The 15,826-nt window shown below is 40.2% G+C and carries 13 protein-coding genes; 7 read left to right on the top strand and 6 right to left on the bottom strand.

Annotated features, from left to right (window positions below):
* Window positions 1-84 precede the first annotated feature (84 nt).
* Together ABJV04_RS11285 and ABJV04_RS11290 are read left to right on the top strand one after the other, a co-directional pair.
* Complete coding sequence (locus tag ABJV04_RS11285; RefSeq protein ID WP_348491619.1) at window positions 85-954, top strand: tetratricopeptide repeat protein; 870 nt, start codon at window positions 85-87, stop codon at window positions 952-954.
* 293 nt (window positions 955-1,247) lie between these two features.
* Window positions 1,248-3,104, top strand: a complete 1,857-nt coding sequence (locus ABJV04_RS11290; protein WP_348491620.1) for an EAL domain-containing protein — start codon at window positions 1,248-1,250, stop codon at window positions 3,102-3,104.
* Between the two features lie 209 nt (window positions 3,105-3,313).
* Here the strand turns inward: ABJV04_RS11290 and ABJV04_RS11295 are convergent, their stop codons facing one another.
* Window positions 3,314-5,218 (bottom strand): propionyl-CoA synthetase, encoded by a 1,905-nt coding sequence (locus tag ABJV04_RS11295; protein WP_348491621.1) that lies wholly within the window; start codon window positions 5,216-5,218, stop codon window positions 3,314-3,316.
* A gap of 492 nt (window positions 5,219-5,710) precedes the next feature.
* Here ABJV04_RS11295 and ABJV04_RS11300 point away from each other — a divergent pair, with 492 nt between their 5' ends.
* The 4 genes from ABJV04_RS11300 (at window position 5,711) to ABJV04_RS11315 (ending at window position 9,481) form a co-directional block, all read left to right on the top strand.
* Window positions 5,711-6,307 carry a YigZ family protein gene (locus tag ABJV04_RS11300; RefSeq protein ID WP_348491622.1) on the top strand — a complete coding sequence of 199 codons (597 nt, stop codon included), beginning with the start codon at window positions 5,711-5,713 and terminating at the stop codon, window positions 6,305-6,307.
* A 305-nt stretch (window positions 6,308-6,612) separates the two neighbouring features.
* Window positions 6,613-7,776 carry an NAD(P) transhydrogenase subunit alpha gene (locus tag ABJV04_RS11305; protein ID WP_348491623.1) on the top strand — a complete coding sequence of 388 codons (1,164 nt, stop codon included), beginning with the start codon at window positions 6,613-6,615 and terminating at the stop codon, window positions 7,774-7,776.
* Window positions 7,776-8,057, top strand: coding sequence for an NAD(P) transhydrogenase subunit alpha (locus ABJV04_RS11310; RefSeq protein ID WP_348491624.1), 282 nt, complete (start codon window positions 7,776-7,778; stop codon window positions 8,055-8,057). The genes ABJV04_RS11305 and ABJV04_RS11310 overlap by 1 nt, the downstream gene beginning before the upstream one ends.
* Before the next feature lie 29 nt (window positions 8,058-8,086).
* Entirely contained in the window at window positions 8,087-9,481 is a 1,395-nt protein-coding gene (locus tag ABJV04_RS11315) for an NAD(P)(+) transhydrogenase (Re/Si-specific) subunit beta (protein ID WP_348491625.1), read from the top strand.
* 223 nt (window positions 9,482-9,704) lie between these two features.
* Here the strand turns inward: ABJV04_RS11315 and ABJV04_RS11320 are convergent, their stop codons facing one another.
* The 5 genes from ABJV04_RS11320 to ABJV04_RS11340 all read right to left on the bottom strand — a co-directional run bounded on the left by ABJV04_RS11320 (window position 9,705) and on the right by ABJV04_RS11340 (window position 14,695).
* Window positions 9,705-11,162 carry a sulfite reductase flavoprotein subunit alpha gene (locus ABJV04_RS11320; protein ID WP_348491626.1) on the bottom strand — a complete coding sequence of 486 codons (1,458 nt, stop codon included), beginning with the start codon at window positions 11,160-11,162 and terminating at the stop codon, window positions 9,705-9,707.
* Between the two features lie 21 nt (window positions 11,163-11,183).
* A complete protein-coding gene (locus ABJV04_RS11325) occupies window positions 11,184-12,017 on the bottom strand; it encodes a DUF4198 domain-containing protein (RefSeq protein ID WP_348491627.1) in 834 nt (277 codons plus the stop codon).
* Between the two features lie 21 nt (window positions 12,018-12,038).
* On the bottom strand, window positions 12,039-12,569 hold the full coding sequence (locus ABJV04_RS11330; RefSeq protein ID WP_348491628.1) for a DUF2271 domain-containing protein: 531 nt from the start codon (window positions 12,567-12,569) through the stop codon (window positions 12,039-12,041).
* 12 nt (window positions 12,570-12,581) lie between these two features.
* Window positions 12,582-13,181 carry a PepSY-associated TM helix domain-containing protein gene (locus ABJV04_RS11335; RefSeq protein ID WP_348491629.1) on the bottom strand — a complete coding sequence of 200 codons (600 nt, stop codon included), beginning with the start codon at window positions 13,179-13,181 and terminating at the stop codon, window positions 12,582-12,584.
* A 509-nt stretch (window positions 13,182-13,690) separates the two neighbouring features.
* Window positions 13,691-14,695, bottom strand: a complete 1,005-nt coding sequence (locus ABJV04_RS11340; RefSeq protein ID WP_348491630.1) for a 5'-methylthioadenosine/S-adenosylhomocysteine nucleosidase — start codon at window positions 14,693-14,695, stop codon at window positions 13,691-13,693.
* Window positions 14,696-15,001: 306 nt separating this feature from the next.
* On the opposite strand from ABJV04_RS11340, the gene ABJV04_RS11345 reads away from it, so the two are divergent.
* Window positions 15,002-15,730, top strand: a complete 729-nt coding sequence (locus ABJV04_RS11345; RefSeq protein WP_348491631.1) for a hypothetical protein — start codon at window positions 15,002-15,004, stop codon at window positions 15,728-15,730.
* Window positions 15,731-15,826: the final 96 nt, after the last annotated feature.

Here is a 15,826-nt window from a genome sequence, read left to right on the forward strand (position 1 = left end):
ATAAATATGCGAGTAAAGTATTAAGTTGTGGTTGCGGCAGCAACTTTGAGTTTGAATTGATTTATTACATGGAGAGTTTTAACTATGTTTTTACCCATTAGAAAAATATTATTATTTGTAAGCGTACTTGTATTCACACCATATTCATTAGCCTTTGATTTCAAACAGTGTAGTGAAGATCATTGTGTTAAAACCTTTAAAGACTTCAAAAAGTATTCTAAAAAAGGTCATCCAAGTGCAATGGAAGCATTAGGCAACTTTTATATTGTTGGTTATGGCACTGATAAAGATCCTTCTCGAGCACTGCGGATGTTCAAAAAGGCGGCAAAATGGAATCAAGCTACCGCCCAGTATAAAGCGGGCTTAATGTATATATCACAAGCCACAGATGATAAGCCGAGTAAGGGAATTAGTTACCTTAAAAAAGCGGCTAAAAACAAAATTTACGATGCCGCTTACGTCCTTGGTGTAGTCTATTTAGAAGGAGAAATCGTAGAGAAAGACTATGATGAAGCTAGAGAATGGTTGACTTTAGCGTCCGAAAATAACATGTCTAGAGCAAGTTATTTGTTGGCTAAAATGTATGACAGTCAGCTGTTTGGTGCTGAACACCAAGATAAATCCATTGCTTATTACAACAAGGCAGCATACAAAATTGAGGCAGCTAGAGAGCGTCTTACCGAGTTAAACCTACCTATGCCTCCAGGCAGTGATCAGGACATAGAGCGTATTGTTGTAACCCCTCAAGACCTGCAGCACTTTTTTATAGATCAACTGCAAATTCTACGTAACACACCTTCCCCTAAAGTGGGCACCGGAAGCCGTGTTTCTGGGCAAACGTGCGCCAAAATGATGTCCTGTAACGCCCTCGTTGGAGAAGATGCACAACGTTTGCACACCGAAATGCAACGAGCCATTGGTATGCTTATCGCCAGTAAATTCAGAATTGAATAAAGCTATTTTACTTATTTGATCAATACCGCTTTTGCAGTTGTATTTTATGGCACAGAAAACAAGTTAAGATGGTTAATTTTTTATCATTATTTAACTTCACGATTCAATGAACTGTGCTATAAATAAGCTTAAATACTAATTGGAATCAAACAGGAGCTGTTCTTGTTTGATTCCAAATACGGATGTCGATGGAAGTAAATTGCAGAGCACATTAATTGATGGTTATTGAAAATAGTAGGATTAAAAAGGCTCTCACCTTCCTCACTGTAATTATTTTTTTATTTTCAGTTGTAATGGTATGGAGCTTTTTTAAGGTCGACAAAAGTAGTCATTTCCATCAGCTTAATATCCGTCATTTTAAACATACTCTCGAGTTAAATGCGTTAATTACCATCCCTAAACCCATAGAATCGGGACACAATCTCTACTCTATTGATGACGTTCGCGAAGTTATTATGAAAATTCGTGAACAACCTAAATCATGCTTAAACATGGTCGGTTTTTTCGAACGATTTTTCATGGAAGCAATTAATACTGATGCAATCATTAGCTTGTGCAAGAAGGATTTAGCTATTGCAAATGAGGCTTTACGGCTAATCGCGCAATACGAAAATCAAGAAATAACCTTACAAGAATTACAAAATGAATTAGTCTCAGCCTTAAGTCAGTTTAAACAAAACTCCATCTTGTTCGAAGCCCCAGTTCAAAAAACTGTAGAATTCGTGACTCATATTACTATCTTAATAATAATAGTCATGTCCATTCTAGTGTTGTTTTTTACCCACAAAATTGGAACTGCAGTGACTGCTGTTCTAAACAAAAGATCTGAAGCAATGAAGGCTCTTGCGAAAAGTGAAGAGCGCATTAAACAGTTAGCTTACAAAGACTCATTAACTGGGTTACCCAACAGAAATTTATTAGAACATACGATTGAAACCGCTATTGCTAAAGCAGATCGACAGGCTGCCCAGTTCGCGGTGATGTTCGTCGATTTAGATCGTTTTAAAGATATCAACGATACCCTAGGGCATTCAGTAGGCGACACATTGTTAGTTGAGATGGCTAAACGCATAGCCCACACTGTTCGTGAGAGTGATTCAGTGCTGCGATTCGGCGGTGATGAATTTGTTGCGGTGACAGATTGTTTTGACTCTATTGAAACAATTGACAATATTGCCCATAGAATTATAGAAGCCGTGAGGAAACCAATCGAATTAGAAAGCATGCAGTCTTATATCACCGCCAGTATTGGTATTGCTTGTTACCCGCAAAATGGTGAAGATTGTAACTCTCTTTTAAAACATGCTGACGCAGCCATGTACCAGGCGAAAAATGCCGGTAAAAATCAATTTCAATCTTACGATATGCAGTCTGGTAGCAAACTTAATCGAAGACTCACTTTGGCAGCTCAACTGCATCAAGCAATTAAATTCGATGAATTTAGCCTTGTTTATCAACCAATAGTACATTTACCTGATAACCAAACTATAGGCAGTGAAGCGCTTTTACGATGGACGAATTCTGAAAATGGCGTTATCGGACCGGATGAGTTTATTCCTATTGCTGAAAATGCCGGACTTATTGTAGATATTGGTAGCTGGGTCTTAGAGCAGGCATGTAAACAATGCAAAATTTGGCACGACGCAGGTGCAAAAAATCACGCTATGGCAATCAATGTATCCACCTATCAACTAAAAGATAAACATTTTACTAAACGATTAACGGATACCTTAAATAAACACGCACTATCTGCTGAGAGTGTGCATATTGAAATCACTGAAAATAGTGCCATTACTGAAGATAAAGTGAGTGTTCAGACCTTACATGAATTGTCAGAGTTAGGTGCAAAACTACTACTTGATGATTTTGGTACCGGTTATTCGTGTTTGAGCTATTTGCAAAACTTGCCTTTCGATGTATTGAAAATAGATAAAAGCTTTATGCCGGCAAATAACACTATTGCATCAACAATAATCGCCATGGGTCATGAATTGAATATGGAAATAATTGCCGAAGGCATAGAAACCTATCAATGTTATCAATTCTTAAGAAACTTAAAATGTCAGTATGGACAAGGTTACTTTTTCCAAAAACCAGTTCCGGCTGAGCAATTTGATATTTTCAAAAAGTTTATAGCTACAAGCCTGTGAGTTTGTGCTTGGCTCTTTTTGCCGTTTTTGTTAATCCGCTATTTCTTGCCAGTTGAACGTAAATATAGGTATTAAATTTAAGCTTGTCGATTTTTTGTGGCCATAAAAAAGCCCACTTAACGTGAGCAAGGGTGCGTTGGGAATTACACCAAAACATATCAAACTGCGGTCAAAGATATGACCGCAGTTAACTTATTGATATTTAATATTTATGACGCCTTATCTATATTAATCAAACCTTGTTTATCCATAATCGAAGCTATTTCAGTAACACTCTCTGGGTCGTCAATAGTAGAGGGTATATTGTATGATTCACCGGCTGATATTTGTCGTAATAATTTACGCAATATTTTACCTGAACGAGTCTTAGGCAAACGTTTAACAACAATAGCACGGCTAAAACATGCGATAGGGCCGATTTCGTGTCTTACATTGGCAATCAACTCAGCTTGAAGTTTGCTTTCATCAATATCGACTCCGTCTTTAAGAAGTACCATTCCAATAGGAACCTGACCTTTTAAACTATCGTGAACACCTATAACGCTGCACTCCGCTACAGCAGGGTGGGCCGCTAAAATCTCTTCCATTTCTCCAGTAGAAAGTCGGTGGCCTGCAACGTTAATGACATCATCTGTTCGGCCCATGATGAAAACGTATCCGTCTTCATCTTTATATCCGCCATCACCTGAGCAATAGTACCCTTTATATTGAGTAAGGTAACCGGCAACAAAACGTTCTTGATTTCCCCAGATTGTTGGTAAACAACCCGGTGGCATGGGGAGTTTAATTGCAATAGAACCTTGTTTCGAGGGAGGCATCTGGTTCCCTTCACCATCCAAAATTTGCACATCAAAGCCTGGCACAGGAAGAGTTGCTGAGCCTGGTTTTGCCGGTTTTTCTTCTATTCCTAGCATGTTTGCACAAATTGCCCAACCCGTTTCGGTTTGCCACCAATGGTCGATGACTGGTTTTCCGGTCTTTTCACAGGTCCATTGATATGTGGGTGGATCGAGTCGTTCCCCTGCCATAAAAATGGTTTGCAGGTTTTGCAGAGGGAAGTCTGCTAATAATTTAGCCTCTGGATCTTCTTTACGAATTGCTCTAAAAGCAGTTGGTGCAGCAAATAAGGTTTTGACATTATATTCTTGAGCCACGCGCCAAAAAGCACTGGCATCTGGCGTTCTGATTGGTTTGCCTTCATAGACAATGGTAGTGCAGCCCTTAAGCAGTGGCCCGTAAACGATATATGAATGGCCTACCACCCAACCAACATCTGATGCCGCCCAAAACACTTCACCCTGTTTCATGTTATACACGGCTTCCATTGAGTAGTGTAATGCTACGGCGTGGCCGCCATTATCTCTTACTACACCTTTAGGTTTACCTGTGGTACCTGAGGTGTACAGAATATATAAGGGATCTGTACCTTTTACCGGCACGCAGTCTGCGGGTTGAGCTGACTTCATTGCACTGTGCCAATCTATATCACGACCAGTTATGAGCTCTGCCTTACACTGTTCTCGTTGTAGAACAATACAGTGCTCAACTTTATGGCTTGCTTGCTGAATCGCTTCATCTACATAAGGTTTATATTCGATTATCTTAGACACTTCGATTCCGCAGGAAGCCGTAACTAGCACTTTAGGTTCTGCATCGTCAATTCGCATGGCAAGTTCGTGTGGCGCAAATCCGCCAAATACAACGGAATGAATCGCGCCTAAACGCGCCACTGCTAGCATGGCAATTACTGCTTCTGCAACCATAGGCATATAAATTACCACTCGGTCGCCTTTGCCTACACCTTGTTTGGCAAGAACGCCCGCAAAAAGAGCCACTTGCTGTTGCAGTTGACTATAGGTATAGCTGACTTTTGTGTTGGTAACAGGGGAGTCATAGATCATTGCTATTTGCTCTCCCAAGCCTTGCTCAACGTGATAATCCACTGCCATATAACAGGTATTCATTAAACCATCTTCGAACCAACGATGAATGCCGTTTATGTCCTTGCTCAAAATGTTTTTAGGTTCACTGTACCAAGGTAACTTCGCGGCTTTTTCCATCCAGAATGTTTCTGGTTGAGTAATTGACTGCTCATATTCAGTTTTGTAAGACATTTTGTTTCTCGCATGTGTAAGTTAACTTGTATCTAGTTTTGCAACTTCTTTTAACTTGATCTGTAAGTCATCTTGTAAGTTTTCAGTCTATTGATCATACGAAAAAACAAAAATAAAGTGGATAAGACCTTGGGCGTATATAAGTAGTATTTTAACTGCGACATTCTAACCAATAGAATAAGGCTCTAAATTTCCATTCTTTCTGGATTGCGATCTACATTTTATAAGGGGTTTAGGTGGCTTTGTCAGTCTTTCGATACAATAAGTGTAGACAATTTTGGGGATTGTAAAATAGATCCTTAGGGTGTTTAGGCTGCCACCATGGGTTTTAAGGCTACCCAATATCTGTATTATCTTTGTGATTTTTGTAACTAAGGTTGAAAGTTTACAGTATTTCTTCTTGTGATAGGCAAATGCATCTCTATTAGGCTATTTGCAATAACTAGGTTCTTCTAGAACCTTTTCTTCAGAATTGGGTATAATAGCAAGCTTATGTCATATCCTATTCCCGCACAAAATACTGAATTGACCTATGAGGTCAAAAAGAGCAAGTTCATCGCTTGCGCGAGTTTTGCCGATAGTCGAGAGCAAGCTATGGCTCAACTTGCATCTATAAAACAGCAATATCCCGATGCCAGACATCATTGTTGGGCTTATTTGTTAGGAAATCCTAAGACTCCGATTAGCGCCGCAATGTCGGATGATGGAGAGCCAAGTGGTACCGCTGGAAAACCAATTCTAAATGTACTGCAACATAAAGATGTCGGCGATATTATGCTGATCGTTACTCGTTATTTTGGGGGGATTAAACTTGGTGCAGGCGGTTTAGTAAGGGCTTATTCAAGTTCTGCACAACAAGTGATAGAGGTTTTACCTGTAAAACAACAAATAAGGTTAGAGCCTCTAAATTTGCACACAGATTTTAAACACGAACAGTTCATTCGGCACCTCACTAATGAGCATTTAGGAGTCATTGATAAGTGTGAATACGCAGAGAGGGTGCACATTCAAGTGTCTCTTCCAGAGTCAGAAATACCAGCTTTTATTGCAACTTGTAACAATGTAGGTATACAAGTCGTTCAATCATAAGAATTATTTATCCCAATCTATTTATAAATATGTTTCATATAGCACACCAAAATCTAAATACTTGTTTCACTTTTTCTCCAAAAACCTAAGCTTTAAAGCCGTCAAATATAGCCTAGTAACTGGCTATAGCCCTTGTTATTACTGCCCTCAAATGCCAGTTGTCGCATTATATGTGAATTTCATCTCAGCCATTTATTAAGCGCTACTTATTAATTTGATATTCTATATAAACAATATGAATAACTATTTGGCAACATATACGGGCATAGTATCCACATTAAATTATTAAAATTAGGAGAAGGTATATGCCTGTTATTGCTTTTCCAGCAGAGTCTAAGCCTGGTGAGAAGCGTTGTTCATTAATGCCTATCAATGTTAAAGCTTACACATTGTTAGGTGCTGATGTATGTATTCAGTCTGGTATAGGTGCAGCGATTAACATTCAGGATGGTGATTATCAAGCATCAGGGGCTGAAGTTATCGCCAGTCGAGACGAACTATTAAAAAAAGCTGATATTGTACTGAGCTTACACAAATTAACCGCGGATGAGATCAGTTTGCTTAAACCCGAAGCCCTCATTGTTAGTTATTTGGATCCGTTCAATGAACCTGCTTTTGTCGATCAATTATGTGCTGCCAATATTACTAGTATCAGTATGGAAATGATCCCCAGAATTAGTCGCTGCCAAAAAATGGACGCGTTAAGCTCTCAGGCAAGTTTAGCTGGTTATGTAATGATCATGCAGGCAGTCAATACCCTCGATTCTGTCCTACCTATGATGATGACTCCTGCTGGAACTTTGAAACCCGCTAAAGTCTTCGTAATCGGGGCTGGAGTAGCAGGTTTACAAGCTATCGCGACCGCCAAGCGTTTAGGCGCGAGTGTTACCGCATTTGATACCCGCTCTGTCGTTGCCGAACAGGTTCAATCTTTAGGGGCTAAATTCCTTGATATTGATCTGGGACAAACTGGTGAGACTGGCCAGGGCTATGCGCAAGCGTTAACACCTGAACAAATGCAAATTCAACAGCGCGAACAAGCTAAATGTATCGCCGACTCAGATATCGTGATCACTACTGCACAATTGTTTGGTCGTAAACCACCTCAACTTATTGACGATGCCACTATTGCAATGATGAAACCGGGAAGTGTGATTGTCGATATGGCGGCCGAGACAGGTGGAAACGTCGCCGGTTCAGTCCCAGGGGAAACGGTAATCAAACATGGCGTTAGTTTAGTTGGAACGGGTAACTGGGCCAATGGCGTAGCCAAACATGCCACTCAAATGTATGCCAGCAACTTATACAATTTAATTAGCGAGTTTTGGTCAAAAGACAACAACCGTTTTGAGTTAGACGTTGAAGATGAGGTGCAGTCTGGTTGCATCATTACTCACCAAGGTAATGTGGTAAATAAGATGATTAAGTCTTTTTACGAACAAGCCAATAATCAGCAGGAGAAAGCGTAGTGGAAGCCATATATTTATTATTTATTTTGTTGTTATCGATTTTTGTTGGTTTTGAGCTTATTCAAAAAGTCCCCGCTACCTTGCATACACCGTTAATGTCTGGTGCTAATGCGATTTCAGGTATTACCTTAGTGGGCGCTTTAGCTTTAGCTGGAGATGATAGCTTAGGGCAGTACGCTGAGATTCTGGGTGCATTCGCGGTTTTTCTTGCCACGATTAACGTGGTAGGTGGTTACTTAGTTACCGATCGTATGCTTGCCATGTTTAAGAAAAAGAACTAATCCAAACTGAAGATTAAGAGGAACTTAAAATGATAGAAACTACTTCGACTTCAGCGTTGGTAATTAATCTTACTTATGTGCTGGCAGCTGCGTTATTTATTTTCGGATTGAAATTGTTAGGACACCCATCTTCGGCAAGAAAAGGTAATTTATTGTCTGCCGTGGGTATGCTTCTAGCAATTGTGGTCACCATGTTTGATAAAAATATTGTGAGTTTTCAATGGATAGCCATTGCTATTCTGGCCGGTAGTATTGTTGGCTTTTTTGCCGCTCGGTTAGTTGCCATGACATCTATGCCTGAACTGGTTTCACTACTAAATGGTGTAGGTGGTCTCGCCAGTGTATTTGTGGCTTGGTCAACCGTTGAATCAAATGGCCAGTTTTCAGGCTTTATAATGTTTGTGACTTTTTTAGCGCTGCTTATTGGTGCTGTAACGTTTTCAGGCAGTTTGGTTGCATGGGCAAAACTAAGCGAAAGAATTACCGGCAGAGCAGTAACCTTCAAAGGTCAGGTGATTTTTAACCTACTATTAGTTGCTACCATTTTGTTTGGTGGTTACTTGTTTATTGCGCAGCCAGAGTTTTCTCCCGGTTTTAGTATTGTACTCTATAGCTTGATGGGCTTAGCGTTGCTGTTTGGAATTATGCTGGTTTTACCTATCGGCGGAGCCGATATGCCGGTGGTTATTTCCCTATTAAACAGTTATTCAGGACTTGCTGCTTGTGCTGCTGGTTTTGCTTTGCAAAACAACATACTTATTGTGGCAGGCTCCTTGGTTGGTGCCAGTGGTATTATTCTGACGAGTATTATGTGTAAAGCAATGAACCGCTCGTTATCTAACGTACTATTTAGTGGGTTTATGCCAGTTGTTGAGTCGAATATGGTTATTGAGGGCGAAGTGAAACCCTTGTCTGCCGATGATGCCTATTACGTGTTAGAAGCAGCTCAATCAGTTGTCGTCATTCCAGGTTACGGTATGGCCGTTGCACAAGCACAACATGCGATGAAAGAACTACAGGTGTTGCTTGAAGATAATGGTGCAGAAGTGGCTTATGCCATTCATCCGGTTGCTGGACGCATGCCTGGACATATGAATGTACTTTTAGCCGAAGCTGATGTTTCTTATGAGCAGTTGTTTGAAATGGATGAAATCAATAAGCGTATCGAAAACTTTGATGTGGCCATGGTAATTGGTGCTAATGACGTGGTTAACCCAGCAGCTCGTGAAATGAAAGGTAGCCCCATTTATGGTATGCCAGTAATTAACGCTGACTTGGCAAAAAATGTCTTTGTACTTAAACGAGGCATGGCTTCCGGTTTTGCAGGGGTGGATAATCCACTATTCTTTAAGCCTAATTGCCGTATGGTATTTGGGGATGCAAAAGAAACCTTAGGATCAATCATTAGGCAGTTTGCAGATTAATTTCTTGCCCTGTATTATCTAACTACTAAGTGCACTTTTCATTTGAAAAGTGCACTTTATCAACAGCCTTATTACTCGTTTCCATTTACCTAATATTCTGCTCGTATAATGATAATAAAAAACTTAGTGGCGAATCTGGTAAGTTCCAATAAACCCCTACATCAGCTTTCTGCAATTGTGGGTTACTATTCACCCCTAGTGTTATTAAAGAACAACTTCTAACTTAATATAAGTCTCGACGATAACGTCCAGAGGTTAATAAAGCGGATACATTTTCTTGGCCTAAATACTCTGTTAAAACTTGATGGACTCCATCACCCATTCCCGCTTTATTACCACATACATAGATATCAGCCCCTTTATGCACCATGGCTTTCAATTTCTCCGAATTTATATGCAAAATATCTTGTACATAAGCATTTTTGTCTGGGTCTCTTGAGTAAGCAAAATGAAGCTCTGAGATTAAGCCCTTTTGTTGCCAACTTTCGAGTTCAGGATTTATCATGGTGTCATGTTTCGGATCTCGTTCACCATAAATCAACCATACAGGTGCACTTTTGGTGTGCTGTGATCTTTGAGCTAATTGCGCCCGCAAGCCGGCAACTCCACTTCCTGCCCCAATTAATATTAGTGGGCGTGATGCATTTTCAATATGGCAACGAATATTGCTGCGAATGATACCTTGAGTAATATCCCCAATTTTACTGTATTGGGTCAGCCAACCAGAGCCAATTCCTGGTTTACCATCTGTGTGGGTCTGTAATCGTACAATTAGCTTTAACACACCTTCATGGTGGGCAGACGCCACTGAGTACTCTCTATTTGGTAAAGGTTTGAATGAAGTTAGCCAAATCCCAGCATCAGTCTTTGCAGAGCTAAAGTGCTCTGGTAATACACACCTTGTTAAATGGTTTTTTAGCGGTTGCTTGATACCATCTTTTGAGACAAGCATACTGCCGTCTAACTGATATTTTTGTAACCAAGCATCAACACTTTTTTGATCATTACAAGGCAGAATTGAGATCACATCACCAGCTTGCCAATTGGGGAGTTCAGAGTTCACCTGAAAAGTAAGCAAATATAGAGGGGGATTACCACTTTTAGGATTGAGACATTGTCGTGCCGTTAGTTGCCAATCGCAAAGGTGAGGAGATTGCTCTTCAGATTCCATTAGCTGCATGCTTTGACTATCAAGCTCAATCACATCAGCTTTTGATTTTGCGCCTAAATTGGCTAAAACACTATGTAAATTGTGGCCAAATGCACAGAAGTGTTCATAAGAGCTATCACCTAAAGCCGTTACACTGTAGTGCAAATGTGACAGATCAACAGCCGACCTTTTTGACAACATGTCTTGATAAAAACGTTGTCCATTATCTGGAGGCTCGCCGTTACCGTAGGTACTTACTACAAAATGAGCTTGTTTAGTGGCCTGCAAGGTTTGCGAGTCAACGCGGTCAAGAGGCAGCAAGTTTACTGCCTCTTGAGTACCGATTTGCTGTGCTTTTTTCACAGCTAGTGCAGCAGCAGAGCCGCTTTGGCTGGCATAAGCAATTAAGGTTGATGCCGTTAAGTTGATTTTAGGTTGCGCGCGTTTGTGACGCACATACAACCCAACACACCAAAATAACCATGCTAGCGTTAGAATAACCGCTACACTAATCCGTACTGTTTCATTCAATTGCGTATCGTTCCAGTTAAGTTACATGGGTAACACTTCAAAAGTCGCAGCATAACTTCCAGTACGTTTAGTTGCAGGTAAGGCAGCTTTGTTATCTTCATATTCTGCTTCTAGAAAATAACGTCCTGCTGCTGGCCACGTTACCTCAAACTCACCTTTTTCATTTGCGGTTAGCTTGATTTCATTTTGTTGATTACGGTAACGCACACCGTCAGGAATAATTTCAATGGTAGCTCCTTTGGCTGGCTCCCCTTCAATTAAAAGCGTAAAAGTTGCCGCTTCACCGGCATACAAATCATTAGGGTGAGTTTGTGGAATCATTTCAATACCTTGATTCGTTGGTGTAAACACTTTATCGCTCGGTGCTCCCAAGGTAACAAAAGTTTCAACTCGGCGGTAACCGCGACTTACTTGTAGTTTTTTCGCATCCTTAGGAACTGCAGTGTCAAACTCTGATTCTTGAGCCGTTTGTCCACGTCTTGGCCACATTTTACGTTTGCCATCTTCATCTTCCCATCTGGCACGTAAACCGCCACCGCTGGTAGCAATTTTGTATGTACCTTCGTCGTTTAGCTGAATATCAAATGTGCTGCGGTATTTACCTTTGGCAGCGTTTAAAAGTTCTACGGCATTACCTTGTGGACCATAGGCTTTCACTGTTGCAAGATTCATGGCTACGTGATCTGGGAAGAACAAGGTGTTGGAAATTGCTGCATCAAAGGTGACGTAAGGGGCATCACCTGATAATACTGTTGAGCTAGGAAGCATCCATGCTCTATGCGCTTGGGCTTGCATCGCAACTGAAGCAGTAAGAATACCTGCGGTGATAACTTTTAATAAATTTGAGGTGTTCATATAATTTACTCCGGTAAATAATTAATTGTTAGTTTGTAAACTCAGGCTAATTTTGCCCAGCTCTGATTTGCCGCTTTTAGAAATAGGTAGAGCAGATTTATCCAGAGGCAAAGTGAGAGGTATCTCAATTAACTCTCTGCCACCTACTTCCCGAGCTGCCTCAATTCGTAATTTGTAATCGCCTGCATCGAGGTCTTTTAATTCTGCTTTGTTTAAATTGATGGTAATTTGATGACTTCCTGGACCTTTAGTGGCTGAGGTTAGACCGTCATATGGCAGATCTAAACTGCGCCCGCCTCGACGCCACCATTGACGTATATCTTTGAGCCACTCTTGTCCTTCATTGTCAGCCATCTTGACGTCATACCAGAGAGCTATTTGCGTCGACTTTCGAGATTTGCTTTCTAACCAAACTGCGACATAAGGACTGTGATACTCAGCGACATTTAATTGCGGAATTTCAACATTAAGTGTCAGTGTTTCGCTATTCGCAGCCGCTGAAAACATACTAAAGATAGCGCTCACAACTATTAATATTTTGGGTGTATTCATATCGTTACTCTTTTAGTGAATAAATAACAGCATAAGGACTAGCGGAATTAAAACACCTAACGCCGCTAATGGAGCTGTTGCTTGTCTATGGGAAGATTGACGCCATAATAAAATTAAGCCAGTTACACTAAAAATAATGCAACCACCGGCGAATATATCGATAAACCAACGCCAAACGGTGCCGCTATCGCGACCCTTATGTAGATCATTAAAATATGCTAACCAACCCCTATCTGTATCTTCGTAAATAAATTCTCCTGTTTCTGTATCAATGGCTAACCAAGCGTCTCCCCCCGGACGCGCTAAAGGAAGGTAAAACTCAGTCCCATCCCATTCGCTATTATATTGTCTAGGTAGAGCAATTTTATGGTTAGCATAAAGCCAATCATTAATCTTGCTTGAAAGCCTTTCAGGAGATGAATTTGCACTCAACCAATCTTGCAATAAAGGCGTTGGCAATTGTTCTTCAACACTAATAAATGTCGGTTCTGCGGGAATGTCGGCAGCATGGTTGAGGGTAATGCCAGTTACTGCGAAAAGAAGCATACCTGCCATGCAAATAGAGGCGCTAATCCAGTGCCATTGCCTAATTGTGCCCAATGAAAACCCCATTTTTCTACCTTATAATCTACTGCTAAGTTAACGTTCTTATCATTTACTCACGCCGTCTAAACCATCGGGGTTGTATAGTTTTGATTCAGAATCATGCTTCACCTTAGTGCTCCTAGACAAGTCCGTGAAGTAAGTTTTGAAGCTACTATTATTGGCACAAATTTGTAATTTTAGTCTTAATTCTAATACTTCTATAAGGGCTAAAATCGACCGCAGAAATACTACATAAAAATAATTAGAATGTAAATATTAATAAGAACCATTCTCAAAAGGGAGGTTTAAAAATTGAAAAGTTGGAAAGTTGAAAAGTTGGAAAGTTGAAAGATTGAAAGATTGAAAGGTTAGAAGTTAGAGAGTTACCAAGTTAGAAAATATAGGAGGTTGGAAAGGTTTGCATATATGCGAGGTCAGGCTCTGGTTAGTAATGTGATGAAATGGCCCTAATTGAAGTTGCCCTTCAGTGGAAGGGCAACTATCCAATAATATGCTTTAAATAATGTAGAGGATGACTACTGCGCCTGAAATTTTACAATTTGGTCTAATAATCCTACCAATAGCTGAGCTCCAGTCCCAGAGGCGATAGCGTCGAATACATTTTCAACATTTTTACCTTGTTGCCCGCCAGCTAAATCACTGATGGAACGGATAACGATCCAATCTACTTCATTAACAAAACACACTTGACCCACCGCCGCTGATTCCATTTCAGCCACCTGCGCATCGTAAACCCTCTGAAGCCAATTTCGATATTCAGCATTGTCCAAAAATACCGAACCAGTTACTCCATTGCCACCAATTTTTATGTCGATAGCTTGTCCCGACGGCATTTTAATCGTAGCCATTGATGCAAGCGCTTTTTGGGTTAAGTCTAGAAGCTCTGGAGTGACAGTAAAATAGGGCATTTGTTGAGGTTTAGACCAGCCTTGTTTAATGACTGACATCTCTTCAGGGTGGATAAAACCGAAGCTTTCATATTTTGGGGCATTGGGATCAGTTTCTTCACGTTTCTGATATTGCTCTAGCGCGTTTTCATAGTAGTCAGGAAGTATATAAGCGTCTTTTTTGCCTGCTTTAGGATTGGCGTAAACGGATTCATCGTGAAAATACCAGCGTTCCGGAATTGCAATATCTCCAGGTTGAAATTCAGGGTTTACACCACCTGCTATACCCATCATCACAACTCTATCAATTGGAAAGTAGTCGAGTGCCATTTGCATAGTCATTGCTGCGTTAGGAACACTGATACCTGTTGTGAAAATCACTATAGGCTCACCTTTAAAATGTCCTAATTGGTACTTCACTCCTTTAATTGTCAGTGTTTGTTCAATTTGCGCATCACTGATTTGTGAAAAGGCCGCATCGATGGCTTTAATTTCTGGTGAGTAGGCAGCTACAATTGCCGTCCACTTTTCTTCACTAGGGAAGGTTTTCGGCCCATATTTTCCTGTGTTTTGCGAAGATGCAAAGCAACTAATACTGAATATCAAAGTAAATATTGTGGTGATTTTTATCATTTTTTTCCTGTAAGCGGGATAAGGTTGTGTAACTTTGCACAACGATAACAAGCAGTTCGAGTGGTGTTATTAGGATTTTGTTAACGCAGAAAGCAGTTGCAGAAAATGATTTAATCGCAAGACTTTTAACTGCAAAAGAACAATGTTAACAACATCAATAACATATTTAATAAGGCTACCAGCAAAAATTACACCAAGTTGAGTTTGCGAATCAAAAGTCTAGAAAACAGCTGCAAGTGAGCAAATTGTGGTTACACAAAGCGTATTTCTGCTAAACTTAACTTAATCTAAGTGAATTGGTAGATCATGAAATTACTATTGATTTTAACCCTCTTGTCCATCGCATTTTCAAGTAGAGCTGACAATTTTACTGTCAATGTTGTGGGGGTATTAAAAGATGATAAAGATGCTCCGAACGTGATTCAATATTATACAGATATTTACCAAACTGTTGATATAAAACCCTCGTTCACATTTTATCCGTCTCAGCGTGGCTTAAAGATGGTCGATGAGGGGGTGTTAGATGCCGAAGCATTTAGGCTCAACGTTGTGGGCGAACACTTCAGTGAATTAGTTAAAATTGATGAAGCTATAGGCCACATACAAATTGGTTTCATCTGTTTAGATAAAAGTGATTGTGTCGTTGATGAGACCTCCGTCATTGGGGTGTTATCAAGTTTTCGTGGTGCCGTCGATTTTTGCGCAGAATCTAATATTAAATGTCACTTTATTAAAAGTATTAATTCCATCGCGAAAAAATTAGACACCGGACTAGTTGATGTGATTTTTGTAACTGACATTGAGGCTGAGCGAATTGTTTGCGCGTCCAAATTGGATTCGTTTCAATTTACCCCAAGCCTTGATCATAAGTTACCACTTTATCATTACGTGAATAAGAGACATTTAGGATTAAAAGACAAATTAGAAAAGTCCATACGGGATGCAAAAAATAGTGGCAAACTAGCTGTTCATTCATCCGAAGATATATTAGCAAATGTCAGCTGTGGAAAGCGTGTTACTGTTATTAGGCGGTAATCAACATCAGCGCTATTGGTTGGCGATCTAGTCTTGATCTTTTTAATTGCAAATACACAAGCTGGTAGCCTTTTAAACTGCTTAATGGGTTTCGAT

The sequence above is a fragment of the Aliiglaciecola sp. genome, from assembly GCF_039982535.1.
Classification (GTDB): Bacteria; Pseudomonadota; Gammaproteobacteria; order Enterobacterales; family Alteromonadaceae; genus Aliiglaciecola.